The 16432-nt window shown below is 40.2% G+C and carries 15 protein-coding genes, 2 tRNA genes and 1 other RNA gene; 8 read left to right on the top strand and 10 right to left on the bottom strand.

The genetic code is table 11. The annotated features are described in order from the left end of the window. Window positions 1–6: 6 nt before the first annotated feature. The 5 genes from pheT to queG all read right to left on the bottom strand — a co-directional run bounded on the left by pheT (window position 7) and on the right by queG (window position 5093). Window positions 7–2466 carry a phenylalanine--tRNA ligase subunit beta gene (gene pheT, locus D0T66_RS00345; protein ID WP_163355047.1) on the bottom strand — a complete coding sequence of 820 codons (2460 nt, stop codon included), beginning with the start codon at window positions 2464–2466 and terminating at the stop codon, window positions 7–9. A 69-nt stretch (window positions 2467–2535) separates the two neighbouring features. Further along, window positions 2536–2618, bottom strand: a tRNA-Leu gene (locus D0T66_RS00350). 10 nt (window positions 2619–2628) lie between these two features. Continuing rightward, window positions 2629–2701 (bottom strand) — tRNA-Gly (locus tag D0T66_RS00355). Between the two features lie 110 nt (window positions 2702–2811). After that, entirely contained in the window at window positions 2812–3351 is a 540-nt protein-coding gene (locus tag D0T66_RS00360; protein ID WP_163355048.1) for a hypothetical protein, read from the bottom strand. 797 nt (window positions 3352–4148) lie between these two features. Further along, window positions 4149–5093: a tRNA epoxyqueuosine(34) reductase QueG gene (gene queG, locus D0T66_RS00365; RefSeq protein ID WP_163355049.1), complete on the bottom strand. Its 945-nt coding sequence runs from the start codon at window positions 5091–5093 to the stop codon at window positions 4149–4151. Window positions 5094–5250: 157 nt separating this feature from the next. Between queG and dnaB the strand changes: the two genes are divergently transcribed. From dnaB to D0T66_RS00395, 6 genes are all read left to right on the top strand, one after another. Continuing rightward, window positions 5251–6771: a replicative DNA helicase gene (dnaB, locus tag D0T66_RS00370; protein ID WP_163355050.1), complete on the top strand. Its 1521-nt coding sequence runs from the start codon at window positions 5251–5253 to the stop codon at window positions 6769–6771. Window positions 6772–6826: 55 nt separating this feature from the next. Continuing rightward, window positions 6827–7223, top strand: a transfer-messenger RNA (tmRNA) gene (gene ssrA, locus D0T66_RS00375). Between the two features lie 262 nt (window positions 7224–7485). Then, a complete protein-coding gene (locus D0T66_RS16410; protein ID WP_163355051.1) occupies window positions 7486–7716 on the top strand; it encodes an Arm DNA-binding domain-containing protein in 231 nt (76 codons plus the stop codon). A gap of 53 nt (window positions 7717–7769) precedes the next feature. After that, window positions 7770–8150 carry a hypothetical protein gene (locus tag D0T66_RS00385; RefSeq protein ID WP_163355052.1) on the top strand — a complete coding sequence of 127 codons (381 nt, stop codon included), beginning with the start codon at window positions 7770–7772 and terminating at the stop codon, window positions 8148–8150. Further along, window positions 8143–8505, top strand: coding sequence for an IS66 family insertion sequence element accessory protein TnpB (tnpB, locus tag D0T66_RS00390; protein ID WP_370520749.1), 363 nt, complete (start codon window positions 8143–8145; stop codon window positions 8503–8505). The genes D0T66_RS00385 and tnpB overlap by 8 nt, the downstream gene beginning before the upstream one ends. A gap of 51 nt (window positions 8506–8556) precedes the next feature. After that, window positions 8557–10161 (top strand): IS66 family transposase, encoded by a 1605-nt coding sequence (locus tag D0T66_RS00395; RefSeq protein ID WP_163355053.1) that lies wholly within the window; start codon window positions 8557–8559, stop codon window positions 10159–10161. A 1-nt stretch (window position 10162) separates the two neighbouring features. On the opposite strand, the gene D0T66_RS00400 is transcribed toward D0T66_RS00395, so the two are convergent. The 3 genes from D0T66_RS00400 to D0T66_RS00410 are packed head-to-tail and all read right to left on the bottom strand — an operon-like array spanning window position 10163 to window position 12772. Further along, window positions 10163–10843, bottom strand: coding sequence for a recombinase family protein (locus D0T66_RS00400; RefSeq protein ID WP_163355054.1), 681 nt, complete (start codon window positions 10841–10843; stop codon window positions 10163–10165). A 58-nt stretch (window positions 10844–10901) separates the two neighbouring features. Then, the gene (locus D0T66_RS00405; protein WP_163355055.1) at window positions 10902–12026 is read right to left on the bottom strand and encodes a DNA polymerase beta superfamily protein; all 1125 of its coding nucleotides are present in this window, start codon (window positions 12024–12026) and stop codon (window positions 10902–10904) included. Continuing rightward, on the bottom strand, window positions 12023–12772 hold the full coding sequence (locus D0T66_RS00410) for a nucleotidyltransferase domain-containing protein (protein ID WP_163355056.1): 750 nt from the start codon (window positions 12770–12772) through the stop codon (window positions 12023–12025). The genes D0T66_RS00405 and D0T66_RS00410 overlap by 4 nt, the downstream gene beginning before the upstream one ends. 121 nt (window positions 12773–12893) lie before the next feature. Here D0T66_RS00410 and D0T66_RS00415 point away from each other — a divergent pair, with 121 nt between their 5' ends. Both D0T66_RS00415 and D0T66_RS00420 read left to right on the top strand, forming a co-directional pair. Further along, complete coding sequence (locus D0T66_RS00415; protein ID WP_163355505.1) at window positions 12894–13751, top strand: nitroreductase family protein; 858 nt, start codon at window positions 12894–12896, stop codon at window positions 13749–13751. A 19-nt stretch (window positions 13752–13770) separates the two neighbouring features. After that, window positions 13771–14793, top strand: coding sequence for a YafY family protein (locus D0T66_RS00420; RefSeq protein ID WP_163355057.1), 1023 nt, complete (start codon window positions 13771–13773; stop codon window positions 14791–14793). A gap of 37 nt (window positions 14794–14830) precedes the next feature. Here the strand turns inward: D0T66_RS00420 and D0T66_RS00425 are convergent, their stop codons facing one another. After that, window positions 14831–16093 carry a type II toxin-antitoxin system HipA family toxin gene (locus D0T66_RS00425; protein WP_163355058.1) on the bottom strand — a complete coding sequence of 421 codons (1263 nt, stop codon included), beginning with the start codon at window positions 16091–16093 and terminating at the stop codon, window positions 14831–14833. Then, window positions 16090–16416: a helix-turn-helix domain-containing protein gene (locus tag D0T66_RS00430; RefSeq protein WP_163355059.1), complete on the bottom strand. Its 327-nt coding sequence runs from the start codon at window positions 16414–16416 to the stop codon at window positions 16090–16092. Before D0T66_RS00430 ends, D0T66_RS00425 begins: the two co-directional genes overlap by 4 nt. Window positions 16417–16432 lie beyond the last annotated feature (16 nt).

The raw sequence follows: 16432 nt of genomic DNA on the forward strand, positions 1-16432 counted from the left end.
TGTAACTTATCTCAATTGCGCACCCAGCTCATTTTCCAATGAAGTCTGGATTTTCTTCATAATAGCATCAATCTGCTTGTCATTCAGCGTTTTCTCTTCATCCTGCAAGATAAAGTTAACCGCATACGACTTCTTACCCTCCGGCAAATTCTTACCCTCGTAAACATCGAACAACTTAACTGACTTTAATAGCTTACGTTCCGATTTGAGTGCAATAGCCTCAATTTCCTCGAACAACACTTTCTTGTCGAGCAGCAAGGCTAAGTCACGGCTTACGGATGGGAATTTGGCTATCTCGCTGAATGTTATGCTGTGCTTCCTGATTTCTTTCATTACAGCATTCCAGTTAAGTTCGGCGAAATACACTTCGGCATTGATGTCCTGTGCTTTCAACTTCTTTTTGTTCACAATGCCCATTACACCCAATTCGCGGTTGCGTGTCGAGATGGTAATGGCAGCGCTATATAACTCATTACTGAATTGCTTATAGGTATACTTATCCTGTGAAATACCCAGACGCGTCAGGACGTTTTCGACAAACGCTTTCAACTGATAGAACGACGATTTTTCGTCAGCAGCAGCCCAACTGTTTGTGACACTGTTGCCGCTCACCCAGATACCCAAGTGATATTCTTCGCTGTATTCGTTGAGTGTTTCACCTTCTACGCGTTTGCTCGCATCATAATGATAGCAGTTTCCGAATTCGTAGAAACGGATGTCCGTATTCTTGTGATTACGGTTACGGGCAATGCTTTCCAAACCGCCATATAGCAATGTCTGCCGCATAACACTCAAATCGGAGCTGAGCGGGTTAAGCAGCTTTACACAGTTAGCTATCGGATATACCTCCGATTCGGCATAGTATGACTCTTTGGTGAGCGAGTTATTCATTATCTCGTTGAATCCGCATCCCGTCAATTGTTCCGAAATAAGATTCTGTAAATCATAGCTTTGGTCTGTCGATGTTTTGTACGAAAGATTGGAATGTACGCTTTCGCTTATCTCCACATTGTTGTAGCCATAGATACGCAAAATGTCTTCGATAACATCCACATCTTTTTTCACATCCACCCGATAGGTAGGGACTGATAATGTGAGCGTATTTCCGGACTTACTAACAATCTCCACCTCAAGATTTTTGAGGATATTATCTACTGTTTCCTGTCCGAGTGTTTTGCCTACCAGGCTATCAACTTTGTCGTAACTCAATTCGACAATAGCATTTTCGATTGGAGTAGGGTATACATCCTGTATATCGCCTGTGATTGTACCTCCTGCAACTTCCTGTATAAAGAGAGCCGTACGTTTCAGCACATATAGCGTATCATTGGGGTCTGCTCCTCGCTCGAAACGGAACGAAGAATCGGTATTGATACCGTGTCGGCGTGCGGTTTTGCGTATCCATGTCGGGTTGAAATAGGCACACTCGAGGAAGACGTCCTTCGTCTCCTCCGTAACACCCGATTTCAGTCCGCCAAATACCCCTCCGATACACATCCCTTCGCGGTCGTTGCATATCATCAGGTCTTTGTCGCTCAAAGTACGTTCTACTTCGTCCAGCGTGACAAACTTAGTCCCTCCGGGCAATGTCTTAACAATTATTTCTCCGCCTGTAATATATTGGGCATCAAAAGCATGAAGCGGATGGCCTAATTCGTGCAATACGTAGTTCGTAATGTCCACTACGTTGTTGATAGGGCGTAAGCCCACAACGGTCAGACGCTCTTTCAGCCATTCAGGGCTTTCTTTCACCGATACGCCTTTGATTGTAAGGCCAGCATAACGTGGGCAAGCCTCTGTATTTTCTACTTTGACTTGGATATATCCGTCTTTGGCTTCAGTTTTGAAACTATCTACACTTGGCTTTTTCAGCTCGATATTCTGTCCGTTCTGTTTCAGATAAGCAGCAAGATCACGCGCTACACCATAATGCGAAGCGGCATCCACGCGGTTAGGCGTGATGTCTACTTCCAATACATAATCGCTTTTGATGTTGTAGTATTCCTTTGCCGGAGTACCGACTTTAGCATCGGCAGGCAAAACGATAATGCCATCGTGACTTGTTCCGATGCCTATTTCGTCTTCGGCGCAGATCATCCCGAAAGACTCTTCGCCCCGTATCTTGGATTTCTTGATGGTGAACGATTCTTCTCCTTGGTAGAGTTTCGCTCCTACAGTGGCTACGATTACTTTCTGTCTGGCAGCTACATTCGCAGCTCCGCAGACGATTTGTACGGGTTCGCCGTCACCCAGATTGACCGTAGTGATATGCAAATGATCCGAATTAGGATGGTCGACACAAGTAAGCACTTCGCCGACTACCAAGCCTTCGAGACCGCCTTTGATAGCTTCTACCTCTTCTACTGTTCCCGTTTCGAGCCCGATTGAAGTCAAAGCTGCAGCCAGCTCTGCCGGGGTGAAGTCAAAATTAACGTAATCCTTTAGCCAATTGTAAGATACATTCATTGCGTTATACTATTTAAATTCAAAAAAAGCGACTACCTTTTGATTGTAGTCGCTTGATTTTCAGTTTAGTACTCGGAGCGGGACTTGAACCCGCACAACCTAATGGTCACAAGATTTTAAGTCTTGCGTGTCTACCATTCCACCATCCGAGCAGCCTAAGTGAGCGAAAGACGGGATTCGAACCCGCGACCCCGACCTTGGCAAGGTCGTGCTCTACCAACTGAGCTACTTTCGCATTATTTACTTACACTGTCAAGGAAAACTACTGCAACACCTTGCTTTTCCCGTTAAGCGACTGCAAATGTAAAAATGTTTTTGCTTATTACAAAAGATATTGGTCAAAATTTAATTCCGAATGTAAAATTCATTATTCGCAGAAGTAAATACTCTATAAAGTTGGAGCTTCTTTCCTTTTGTTGTGGCCGGTCCGCTCATTGCTTTGCCGTCCTCGTAGAGATTGAATACCGAATTACATTTCGGGCATTTCGCTCTATAGTCGTTTGTTGGTACCACGCGTGTCTCTACCTGTTGCTCGTAGGAGCAACAAAGGTCGTAAGCAACTAAACCACTGCTGCTTGTCTGTATCCCTGTGTTGAAAATCAATACACCCGAGTAGCCATAGTACTCGTTTGCCCCTCCTGCCCGTGGTGTACCATAAACTTTAGCTATTGTTACGCCGTTGAGCGATTGATTATATTCGAACATTTTATTTTTGGGAATATAGATACCTACATTTCCGGGACTGTTCAGATGGTTGTCTGTCGTAGACAGATTGATTCTGAAGCTGACAGGCGTTGCGGGTATAACGTAGTCGGGATCGTTGTCACTACACGACGGGATGAGTATTCCGGCTAATAGTAATATGATATAAATCGATTTTTTCATTTCTTGGTTATTCTTCCTTTATTTAAACGTTTTATCGGGCATTTTATTACTTATGTGCATTGACTTTTATACTCCCCCTAAAAGTACACAAATGTGTCGCTTTTTTGTATTACTTTTAGTTACCTTTTTTAACGTATTTTTGAGTTTATTTGTCTGGTTATCAGTGTGTCGTGTTTTGAAAACCGGTACAAGTAAACGACGTTTTCTTGTCAAGTTACTTTTAGCTCTTCCAACCTCCCTAAGGGGAGGCTTTTTTGTCATACCGAAGTTTTCTGAGGTATCTCTTTCGTACTTTAGACCAGAGACTTCTCACGTTCATTCGAAGTGACAGAAAAAGTAACATATCTCTACTCATTTTCGACGTTTTTTATCGAGTTACTTTTAGCCCCTCCAACCTCCCCTAAGGGGAGGCTTATTCGTCCCTGTCATGCTGAACGAAGTGAAGCATCTCACCTCGCAATTGGGAAAAGACTTCTCACATTCGTTCGAAGTGACAAAAAAGTAACAATTGTATACTTATTTCTTGTAAACTCGTAACTAATAAACTCGTCTACTTGTTTACCTGTCAACTTAATAATTACTTAACCACGAAGGGCACTACGCTTGTCATACCGAGTGAATACGAGGTATCTCAATTCATTATTGAGAAAGCTTGACAGAAAAAGTAACATATCTCTACTCATTTTCGACGTTTTTTATCGAGTTACTTTTTCTTGTAACTTGTAACTGCCCATAGGGCGAAGTACCTTGTAACTTTTCAAATAAATATTGATAAACATGCAACTATCCTATAACGATTAATTCACATTTTTCAGCGATTGCTTTATAGCTTCCAGATTTCGTTTCAATCCCTCGTATTTTGCCCGCTTAACTGCTGAACCCTTGAAAATAGTACGATATTCCTCCACCGAAAGGCTTTCGAGCTTTTCAGTAGATAAAGACAGAAAAGCATCCGACGGTTCAAACTCCGCAACGGTGTGGGGTAGGGCGAACCTGTTCCACGGACAGGCCTGCTGGCATATATCGCAGCCATATAGCCGGTTTTGCAGGTTAGGAATAATAGAACGGCTGATACTCCCTTTATTTTCAATCGTTTGATACGAAATGCATTTATTGGAATCTACCACATAAGGCGAAACAATAGCCTGTGTCGGGCAACTTTCGATGCATCTGTTGCAATTGCCACACGATATACCCAACGGCTCGTCATACGCCAATTCGATATTCAACAACAGTTCGCCTAAGAAGAAATAAGAACCCTTGTGCGGAATAATTAATAGAGAGTTTTTACCGATAAAACCTATCCCCGCTTTAGCTGCCCAATAACGCTCGAGGAGAGGTGCCGTGTCGCAGAACATACGTCCTTCGAGGTTCGGGATAAATACTTTTATCTTGTCGAAAAGTTCCTGCATGTTGGCTTTCATCACATCGTGATAATCCTTGCCGTAAGCATAATAAGCAAACTGAGGATGCTCCGACGGTTGTTTGCGGGCGGGATAATAATTGATCGCAAGGCATACAACCGATTTTGTACCCTCTACCAACTTGGCCGGGTTGCAGCGCTTTTCCCAATGGTTCTCCATATAATGCATATCCGCCTGATATGATTCGTCTAACCATTTTTTTAGGTAGCTTTTTGTTGCAGAATCGACTTCTCCGGCAGAACATATTCCGCAGGCATCGAATCCGATTTCCGCTGCTAAATCTTTTATTTTTTGCGATATTTCTCTCTTATCCGGCATGCTGAATAGGCGAATCAATAGGAAACAAAAGTATGCTATTTTACCAGATTACCCAAATCCCTTGTTAATACAATGTTTAAAACTAAAGCCCAAACCGAAACTTATTTGCATTATCTTTGCCTAACTTTATAAAGAATTATAATAAGGATTTACAAGAATGGCCGAAAATAACAGTCAGAACAAGCGAAGAACTAAACCGAAAGAAGCAACTCCCATTATAAGTGACATCGGTAAAATGCAGCCTCAGGTGCGCGATCTCGAGAGTGCAGTGTTAGGAGCCCTCATGCTCGAGAAGGATGCGTATTCGCTCGTCAGTGATATTCTGAAGCCTGAAAGTTTTTACGACAATGCCCATCAGACAATCTATCGGGCTATTGTTAGTTTGGCTTTGCGCCAGGCTCCGGTGGATATGCTCACTGTGATGGAGGAGCTCAAGAAAGAGGGAGAACTGGAGAAGGTTGGAGGTGCGACATATATTGCCGAGCTTACGGATAAGGTGGCTTCGGCAGCGCATATCGAATTTCACGCGCGTATTATTGCCCAGAAATATCTTGCCCGCGAATTGATTTCTTTTTCGTCGGGGATAACCTCTAAAGCATTTGACGAAACAACAGACGTCGACGATTTGATGCAGGAGGCTGAAAGTAAGTTGTTCGAAATTTCGCAACGGAATGTAAAAAAGGATGTTACGCAGATTAACCCTGTCATAAAAGAGGCGCTCAACTTACTCGAAATTGCGGCTAACCGCCCCGAAGGGTTAAGTGGCTTGCAGACCGGCTTTACAGACTTGGATAAGATAACGTCGGGTTGGCAGAATTCCGACCTGATTATTATCGCTGCCCGTCCGGCCATGGGTAAGACGGCTTTCGTCCTCTCTATGGCGAAGAATATGGCTGTCTCGTTCAACTATCCCATCGCTTTGTTCTCGTTGGAGATGTCGAATGTGCAGTTAGTCAATCGTTTGATAGTGAATACTTGCGAGATTCCGGGAGAGAAAATCAAAAACGGACAGCTTGCCCCGTATGAGTGGGAGCAGCTGGACTTCAAAATAAAGGAATTGTACGATGCGCCGCTTTTCATTGACGATACGCCGAGTCTCTCGGTCTTCGAACTCCGTACAAAAGCACGTCGATTGGTGCGCGAGCATGGCGTGAGGATGATTATAATCGACTATTTGCAGTTGATGAATGCCAGTGGTATGAATTTTGGTAGCCGCGAGCAGGAGGTAAGTACCATATCCCGCTCGTTGAAAGGATTGGCAAAGGAGTTGAACATTCCGATTATTGCCCTTTCGCAGTTGAATCGTGGGGTAGAAGCCCGTACAGGAAACGAAGGTAAGCGTCCTCAACTTTCCGACCTCCGTGAGTCGGGTGCTATCGAGCAGGATGCCGATATGGTGTGCTTTATTCACCGGCCGGAATATTACAAGATATTCGAGGACGAAAAAGGTAACTCCTTGATTGGTCTTGCCGAAATTATTATCGCCAAGCACCGTAATGGTGCTACGGGGGATGTGCAGTTACGATTCAAGAATGAATTTGCCCGCTTCCAGAATAAAGAAGACGATTTCGGGATGGGTGGACAGTTTACATCCAGTATTAGCAGTATCTCTCCTAATGCCGATTTTCAGATTGTTCCTAATCAGCAGGGAGGCGGAAACAGCGAAGTTCCTTTCTAAATTTACGTGTTTTTCTTATAAAATTGCTATCTTTGTATCTTAGACGAACACTTTTGGGGTTGACTGGTTTTGACAGCGAGATGAAGTGATTTGTAAGCATGCAGTGCGTAGTCGGCTGGCACTATAATCTCAGACGTCAAAATTTTAACTGGCGAAAATAATTACGCTCTTGCTGCTTAATCGAATTATAGTAGATATAGCTTAATCCGTGTCAAGGACATGGACAAGACATCACTCGGAAGCTGTGGCTTCGAAGCGTACCGGTTCAGTGGTGTAGGTAAATCGGAGATAGGATAGGGGATGCTTCGGCTTCTATCTGAAATAAAGAAGCTAAGGTTCAGGTTGGTGGCTTCGGTCTTGCCTGTTCCCGACAACCAAAGGCGAAGATAAGCATGTAGAAAGCAGGTTAGTTCCTTGTTTGGACGAGGGTTCGAATCCCTCCAGCTCCACTGATAGAAAAAGAAAAATGTAGATTATCCCTGTAAATTAGACGTTTACAGGGATTTTTGTTTTTAAGCCGGTGGTTAAAAATAGCGATTTCTACCCATTTTTACGTGCAAAATCGCTGACAGTTTATTTTCGAATCTTTTGTCAGCGATTTGTCAGCGATAAATGATGTATTTTATTGTAAATCACAGAAATAGAATCCCATTGTTTGGATGTATTTGCTTCTTGTTCGTACTTTTATTATTAACAATTTAACTGTTTTAAAGTATGAAAAGAACATTTAAAATTTTGTTTTTTGTGAAAAGGAGTAGAGTTACAAAAAATGGAGAAGTACCTGTACAATTAAAGGTAACGGTTAACAAAGTACGAATCGAGGTCTCCATTAACTTGACAGTTAATCCTGATGTTTGGAACTCTTCCACAGAAAAAGCTATTGGCAAAGACCGTAAATCTATTGTAAGCATTCGGTCTCGGTCATCTTTTACAAGATTTATATAGGTTTTACCTTTGCATAGGTGAGAGTTAACGGTAATTTAACGAGCAATCAGTTTATGCAAAAGAAAAAACAAACGAGACAACTTCCTGGTACCAGGCTATCTAAACGTCAGGCCTATCCGATAATAGAGCAATATTTTAAAAGTGGATTAATGCCATGTGATTTTTATAGGCAAGTAGGTTGGAGTGATAATCAGTTCTATTCATGGCGTAAGCGTTATATGGAAGAGCATAATATGCTGGCAGAGGAAGAATTTGAACCGACAACATTTCACCCGATAACAGTAACCCCACCAGAGGAGGCAAATTTAGTAGAGCCTGAAGAAAGTTTTACTATAGAGATTACATATCCCAATGGAGTTACACTTCGCGTATATTCCAAGAATACAGCCCCAACTGGTAGACTTAATCAAATTATATTAGTAAACAGTGTTTAATCTGAACGATTCTCTTACCTACTACCTGTGTTCGGTAGCAGTAGATATGCGAGGTGGCTTTGATCGTTTATGTGGTATAGTCAGGAATACAATGGGCCGTGATCCTTTGAGTGGGGAAGTCTTTGTATTTATCAATAGATCCCGTACTCGTATAAAGCTTTTACATTGGGAAAGAGGAGGCCTTGTTTTATATCATAAGCGTTTGGAGCATGGACGGATAAGTATCCCTAAACTGAATCAATCAACAGGGCATTATCACTTATCTTGGTGTGATTTAGTGCTTATGGTAGAAGGTGTTTCATTAAATCGAATTATTCGTAAAAAGAGATATAATATTCCACATAAAACCGCATAAATAAAGGCTTTAAAGCTTGTGTACATCCTCCATTTTGCGTATCTTTAACATATGGAAAAGATGCAGGAATTGGAACGGAAATTACAAGAAGCCCTCCTTCGAAACCGGGAGTTAGAGCTTAAAAATACATTCCTGCGATCTGATAACAACCAGTTGCAATCTAATGTAGATAAACTACAATCCGATATTGACGGATTGCAAACCAAATTAACAAAACTTGGAGATGAATTACTTTATCTGCGCCGGACTTTATTTGGGCGTTCCTCGGAACGTTATATAAAAGAAGATCCTAATCAGTTAAGCCTTGATTTTTATGGCTTAGTCCAACTTGAAGAAGAAAAAAACTATTTGAATGGGGTTGCTAAAAGGAACTTATCCGCCCGAGATAGCGGCGGTCTTCCTGTGAAAAGGCACCCTGTACGCAAACCTCTACCCGAACATTTAGAACGTCGCCGCGAAGTGATTGAACCGTGCTCTTTACCTGAAGGGGCTAAATGCATAGGTCAGGAAGTAACCGAGATTTTAGAATACATCCCCGGACAACTTTATGTGCGTGAGATTATCCGTAAAAAATATGCTTTACCCGGAGGGATCGGTATTATTATGGCGGAACTCCCATCTTTACCTCTGCCAAGAAGTAATGCCGGAGCATCCTTACTGGCAAACCTATTGATTAGTAAATACCAAGATCATCAACCTTACTATCGTCAACTGGAGATGTTTAAACGAAGCGGAGTCCATTTAGCCGCATCGACAGTAAATGACTGGAGTGCTTCATCCATTAATTTATTAGAGCCACTTTATAAGCAGTTGAAAAAAAATGTTCTGGGTAGTGATTATATCCAAGTGGATGAGACTACGATTCCGGTATTGGATAAAGATAAACCCGGAGCTACCCGTAAGGGCTATCATTGGGTGGTACGCTCTCCTGAAAACGAGCAATTATTTTTTCACTACGACAAAGGTTCCCGAGCACAATATGTAGTTGTCGATTTACTCAAAGATTTTAAAGGAACAGTGCAAAGCGATGGTTATGGAGCCTATGATATATATGAAAAGAAACAGGATGTTCTCTTATTGGGGTGCTGGGCGCATGCCCGCAGAAAATTTGAACAGGCATTAGGCAATGATCCCCCACGGGCTGAATATGCACTTGAGCAAATCGGCAAGCTTTATCAATTGGAACAAAGAGCCACAGATAATAATTTTACTAAGGGGCAAATAGAGGCATTGCGTAAGGAAAAGGCTTATCCTATCCTACGTGATTTTGAGAAATGGATCGATAAAAACTATCCTCAGGTATTACCATCTTCCAAGATTGGCAAAGCAATGTCGTACACTTATGGTATATATCAGCGATTAGCCCGTTATGTGCTTGACGGAAGGTATCGTATTGACAATAATCTGGCTGAAAATGCGGTAAGGCCTTTGGCATTAGGACGCAAGAACTATTTATTTTGTTCAAATCACCAATCTGCTGAAAGAACTGCTATGATCTACTCTTTACTGGGTACATGCAAAATATGCGGGATAAACCCGAGTCTTTGGCTAACAGATGTACTAAATAGAATACAAGACCACTCCATACAAGAACTCGATGAACTGCTTCCCGGAAAGTGGAGACCACAGTCTTTGATTAATCGATCCGAAAATTAAATCATTTAAGCATATCCATATGTCGTTTATATAATCGCCATACTTGAGAGGTCGTGAAACGATACCCTCTACTGGTCTTGAATCCCTGTCGGTTGAGTGCATAAGTAATCTGCAAATAAGTTTTGTTCTCCTTTTTCATCATTATAATAAGAGCCAAGGCGCGTTTGTTATTTTCATTAGCTAAAGCTTTTGCTTTATTAGTTTTGATACTATTAGCTATTGCCCGTGCATGATTATTTAACAGATTCTCTGGTTTGCCCAACTTTATGCCCTTATCTTTCTTTGCCCTCAATGATTGTTTGGTACGCTCAGAGATCAGGTTGGCTTCATACTCTGCAATTGAACTAATGATATGCAGGATTAATCGATTGGCTTTGGGAAAATCGCAGAAAACAATCTCAACATCGCTTTCTAACAGCCGACTGGTAAATGCTACATTGCGGGAGAGACGATCCAATTTGGCACAAATTAGAATAGAACCGGTTTGTCTACATTGTTCTAATGCTTCTGCTAATTTAGGACGATGATTATTTTTACCTGTTTCCGTTTCTAAATACTCTTTGAGAATTTTTGAGTTATCCTTCACGTATGTATTTATAATCTCTCGCTGAGCTTCAATACCAAGTCCGCTGATCTGTTGTTTTATAGTACTTTGACGAAGATATGATATATAGGTTTTCATACAATTGATGTCAAATTTGCATAAACTGATTGCTCGTTAAATTACCGTTAACTCTCACCTATGCAAAGGTAAAACCTATATAAATCTTGTAAAAGATGACCGAGACCGAATGCTTACTATACAATTCATATAACTCCTCCCTCATTTTTACCAATACTTTTTCTGCCCTTTCCTTATCGGGAGCATCAGGCAATGAAGATGTCAAATAATACGATTCTATATTTTCCATTAACCTATCAGCCATAGCCAACAAATCATCATAATCCATATTGCCCGATTTTATATTCAGCAATTCTTTTCTGTTTGGACGCTTTACATTCAATCTCCCATCACGCAATATTTCCTCAGCAACCTGCAAAAGACGTATCGTATGCATCATATTCTTTGAATCATAATTCTTTCCATGATTCAAATTAGTCTGATAACGTACATCATTCCGTTCCGCTACCCAATCCCAATACTCCTTATACTCCTTGCAATACAATGAATAAGCTTCCATATTCCAAAATAAATAAGCTACTGCCTGTTCACCTTTAGGTATAGAGGATAACGAAACCTCATTTGCGGTATCTTTCACAGCTATACCATGATAGCCAAATTTATTATCCACATCATAGAATAGAGCATACATACCTTTGGCATGAGGAATAGAACTCAATCCGCATAATTCTTGTTTTAATCCGTTCTTATCAAGCCATTCCTTTACAGGAACAGATTGAAAGTTATCCATGATATAACAAAAGTCCAAAACGCTTTTACGTTCCTTTTCTATAGGGTTTACCACCTTCTTTTTATAACCCCTTGCTTTTCGTATCTGCGTCAAAGCATATCCTGCAAAAGTATCTTTACATAATTTTGACAGGAATATATCTATATGTAGTAGCTTATCCATCAATGGATGCTTGTACAATATACATTCATCGGGCGAAGCCAGTAATTCCAATATATTCGGATTGTTTTTGCAAAGCAGCTCAACAAAACGTCCCAATTCATAATAAACCTCATCATTAGTTTCATTACTCACCTGAGGGATATATTCCAATCCATAAAATTGCTCTTTAGGCAGATAAAATACACCTTTCAAGTCTGTATCCGATTGAGGAGTATTCAATCCATATGCTTTGCTGCCGCTTATACATTCGAAAAGTAGTAATCCTTTATCCTTTATTTCTTGTATAGTCATTTCAATATCATTTTTCTAAAAAATATATCAGCCTTTTCTTTATCAAAAGATTTTCGTTCCATATCTTGTGATGATATTAGGCAATAATCATAAGTCCTATCTATCCATTCCTTTAAATTTGCATCTATCTTTATCAAATAACTTTCGGAAGCTGTTGATTTCAAATCTATCAAAGATAAAACCTTTTCACGTAAGTCATCAGATAATAAATCCATCAGAGGATATATGCTCATAGGCGCTATTGCCTTGCGTTCTACACACCATAAAGCCGCAAGCAAAGGACGAAGCACATAAAACATTTTTTTTATCTTGATGTCTTCATCTTGTATCGTTCCCAATGCACCCTTTGCTATACCCAGATAATGATGTATATTGCTTCTCGGACAAAAATAACTTTGGCAGAATTGCCATAATTCGTCCTTAAACTTTTTATCATCTCTGTATATGACAGGCGATTGCAACCACTCGAAAGGAGTTGTGTTCGATTTAGTTATCAATTGCAATACTTTCGATATATCCCAGCCATATATATCCAATTCATCGTTTATCGGAAAAGATAGATGCTCTTTTCTACTTTGTATAGTCAAATGTTCATCAAAGCTACGTTTATATATGAACCGTACATCGTAATCGCTGTCAGGCGAAGGGAATCCCCATGCACGACTGCCCGATTCGCACGAATAAAGTATCTTTATTCCATGCTCTTTCTCTATTTCTGTTAGTTTATCTTGTATTATCTCTTTCATAATTCTTTTGTTTAATGCTACAAAGAAATATATGTGTTGCGCAGCTTTTTTGCGTAATTGAAATTATTTTTCATACTTTTGAAAAATAATATAAGATTGACTAAAAACTAAGATCGGAATGATAACAATAGATATTGACAAAGAGACCTGTATAAAATGCGGTAAATGTGTAAAAGTATGTCCTGCCTATATTCTGACACAAGAAAGCCCAAAAGATGAAATAGGACTAAGAAATATTCAAACATGTATAGCCTGTGGACACTGTGTAGCAATATGTCCTACCGATTCGGTTATTCATTCAGAATTCCCTGTACACAAAGTACATACTCTGAACAGAGATATACTGCCAACTCCCGATCAGGTAATGGAACTATGTAGAGCCAGACGCTCCAACAGGGCATTCCTTTCATCACCGGTTCCCAAAGAATATCTACATCAGATTGTAGATGCGGCACATCTTGCTCCAACAGCAAGCAACGGACAAGAAGTGAGTTTTACCCTCGTTACAAACCCTGAATTATTAAAACAAATAGCAGAGATAACAATAAATACATTCGAAGCTACAGTAAAAAAGATAACGAATCCATTTATCAACCCTTTCATTAATCTGATAGTTCCGGGAGCAAAAGAAGCTGTTCCTCAATTAAATGCCGTTATCTCAAAACATAGGAGTGGAACAGATGCTATATTAAGAGGGGCAAAAGCTGTTTTACTTATCCATACACCAAGTACAAGTAACTTCGGGAGACAAGATGCTAACTTAGCCTATCAAAACGCTTCACTTATGGCAGAAAGTTTAGGAGTATCACAGTTTTATACAGGATATGTATGTATTGCCATTGATATGGATAAGAAAAGAAAATTAGCAAAATTATTAAATATCGAAGGCACTATACATGCAGGAATGGCTTTATCTATGCCCGCTTTCAAATTTCCGAAATATACAGACCGTAAAGAATTAAACCTTACAGTATTTTAAACATACTAAATGTAATACCATGCCCGTCAACCGCAATGCCCTGATAAGATATAAAACCATAGACACCTGCCTGCGTAACAAATACAGACAATGGACACTCGAAGACCTCATAGACGCCTGCTCCGATGCCCTCTACGAATACGAAGGCATAGACAAAGGTATCAGCAAACGCACCGTCCAAATGGACATCCAGATGATGCGAAGCGAAAAATTAGGCTACAATGCCCCCATCGTAGTATATGACAATAAATATTACAAATACGAAGACGAAGATTACAGCATAACCAATACCCCCTTATCCGAACAAGACCTCAAAACCATGTCCGAAGCAGTAGAAGTCCTTCGCCAATTTAAAGGATTCTCCTACTTCTCAGGCATGGGAGATATAGTCAGCCGCTTAGAAGACCACGTCACCTCAGCCAAGCAAAAAACAATACCCGTTATTGACTTCGAAAAGAATGAAAGCCTGAAAGGATTAGACTATCTCGATACTATTTACCACGCCATTGTAAACCAACAAACCCTGAACATAAAATACCGCTCCTTCAAAGCCCGATCAGCCAACACCTTTATCTTTTACCCATACCTCTTGAAAGAATATCGCAACCGCTGGTTTGTATTCGGACAAAGAAAAGGCAACCTGATAAACCTCGCACTAGATAGAATACACCATATAGAAATAGCCGAAAAAGAAAAATATATCGAAAACCACCTTTTCGACCCCCAAACCTTCTTCGATGACCTAGTCGGAGTCACCAAAAATATAGGCATGAAAGCCGAAACCGTCCGATTTTGGGTAGACGCACCAAACGCCCCCTATGTCCAAACCAAACCCTTTCACAAGAGCCAGACATTAATTGAAGAACACAAGGACGGCTCCAAAACATTCGAATTACATGTAGTTATCAATCAAGAACTGCAACGTGAATTCTTCGGATATGCTGATACCATCAAGATCCTTTCCCCACAATCACTCGTAGACTTCATGGCTTGGAAGTTTAGGCTGGCAAAGGAAAGGTATGAAAAGGATATAGAACAATAAGCTTCATTAATATAGATGAAATTAATGAATCACCCTATCAGTATCTAAATGCGGATTTCATCATATCTTGTCCCGAATTTGGTATTTGATATTTTATTGCAACATCTTTCCAATTGGAAACGATTCCTTTTATAGTTGTAATTATTTTTTCTGCTTCCTCATTCGATAATCTGAAATACTTTGCAACGCTCAATACCAAATCAAAATCCAACGAATTATCATCTTCCGATATATTGAGTTTCAATCCTGTCCCATAAGGATTGGGGTTGATATCATAGGCCGGAGATAATACCCAGCCTGATTTTGTCAAAATAAACCCATGATTTCTTAGGTGGTCGTCCGTATTGCTCACAGCTATTGAAAAGACAATACGCTTAAATAGTTCAATCAAATCTTCTTTTACATTAGCTCCATGCTGAATAATAAATTCAACTAACTCAAGATAACTTACTCCATCTTGAGAATCAGCTCCATCAGTATATCCGAGCAAGGTCATAGCAGATGCAAAATGAATTCTTTTCCCTTCATTTGTCCTGTCAAAACGCTTTGTCAAATAGGTGTGGTATTTACTGTTGTATTTTTTTACAACACTTTCGGCCATATTAATTCCGGATTTTCTAGCTAATTCACTTGCGACCATTTCCCAAGCCCCTGTATTTTTATCATCGTTATTGCTTGGAAATTTTGCAATCCAAAGGGAGCCATCTGTATTTTGAATACTAGCCTTTGGTCTGGCACCTCCTAATGAAGAGCCCGGAGCCATTAGCATATTCAACCATCTTAATATTTCGGGATTATCTTTTTCTATATTCTTCTCTAACTCAAGGCTGGCATGTTCCAATTCCCGTATTGAAGTCCAGGGAGGGGCAGAATAATCCTTATTGTCGTCTAAGAACATACCATCTTCATCTATCTTGAAACGCAAAGCACCCATTCGGTGTAAATCATATACGCCGAGTAAAAAATCCGATTCAAAAAGAGGGTTTACCGGTCTTTTTTCAGCCTTAGCTAGTATTGCTTCACGTCGTTTCATTAGAACTCGCCCCCATCTATCAGGAGATGAATCAAGAAATAATCCAAAATTTGATTTTTCATCTCTCAAATATTGCATTCCTGAGAAAAGTGCTAAATCAGGATCTAACATTTGAACATTACCTGAATTTAGCCAATCGTTATTATATTCAAAAGAAAAAATCTCTTTACCTCTTAAGTAATCTACAATCAATTTACCCATTAACTGAGGCCCATTTAACTCAAGCCAATCAGCATAAACAAATATCTCTTTCTTCTGGTTCTTCATTGTGTCGATTTTTTATTCTTTGGAGCACGTTTGCCAACAAGTAACTCTGCATCTTGTAATTTACGTCCTAATATGTCATTTGATGCAATTTGAGACAAATCTTTTTCTAATCCAAGCACAAATAGCACTTGAGCATAAATGCCCATTGAAACACTTGATTCCCCTTTTTCCACCTGCCAAAGCGTAGAACGGGATATCCCTGCGCGTTCGGAAACTTGCTCAGCAGTCAGCTTTCTCCGCAAACGGGCCAGCTTTATATTTTCGCCCATACCGGCTAAGAGCTGTACAAGTTTGGGTAACAATATCGCATTTGTCTTTTTCATTACGATTCATATTTAA

The organism is Dysgonomonas sp. 25 (assembly GCF_010501075.1).
Classification (GTDB): domain Bacteria; phylum Bacteroidota; class Bacteroidia; order Bacteroidales; family Dysgonomonadaceae; genus Dysgonomonas.

Coding starts and splice junctions, on each gene's coding strand:
- pheT (WP_163355047.1), bottom strand. CDS start 2,466: ATGAATGTATCTTACAATTGGCTAAAGGATTACGTTAATTTTGACTTC.
- D0T66_RS00360 (WP_163355048.1), bottom strand. CDS start 3,351: ATGAAAAAATCGATTTATATCATATTACTATTAGCCGGAATACTCATC.
- queG (WP_163355049.1), bottom strand. CDS start 5,093: ATGCCGGATAAGAGAGAAATATCGCAAAAAATAAAAGATTTAGCAGCG.
- dnaB (WP_163355050.1), top strand. CDS start 5,251: ATGGCCGAAAATAACAGTCAGAACAAGCGAAGAACTAAACCGAAAGAA.
- D0T66_RS16410 (WP_163355051.1), top strand. CDS start 7,486: ATGAAAAGAACATTTAAAATTTTGTTTTTTGTGAAAAGGAGTAGAGTT.
- D0T66_RS00385 (WP_163355052.1), top strand. CDS start 7,770: ATGCAAAAGAAAAAACAAACGAGACAACTTCCTGGTACCAGGCTATCT.
- D0T66_RS00395 (WP_163355053.1), top strand. CDS start 8,557: ATGGAAAAGATGCAGGAATTGGAACGGAAATTACAAGAAGCCCTCCTT.
- D0T66_RS00400 (WP_163355054.1), bottom strand. CDS start 10,843: ATGAAAACCTATATATCATATCTTCGTCAAAGTACTATAAAACAACAG.
- D0T66_RS00405 (WP_163355055.1), bottom strand. CDS start 12,026: ATGACTATACAAGAAATAAAGGATAAAGGATTACTACTTTTCGAATGT.
- D0T66_RS00410 (WP_163355056.1), bottom strand. CDS start 12,772: ATGAAAGAGATAATACAAGATAAACTAACAGAAATAGAGAAAGAGCAT.
- D0T66_RS00420 (WP_163355057.1), top strand. CDS start 13,771: ATGCCCGTCAACCGCAATGCCCTGATAAGATATAAAACCATAGACACC.
- D0T66_RS00425 (WP_163355058.1), bottom strand. CDS start 16,093: ATGAAGAACCAGAAGAAAGAGATATTTGTTTATGCTGATTGGCTTGAG.
- D0T66_RS00430 (WP_163355059.1), bottom strand. CDS start 16,416: ATGAAAAAGACAAATGCGATATTGTTACCCAAACTTGTACAGCTCTTA.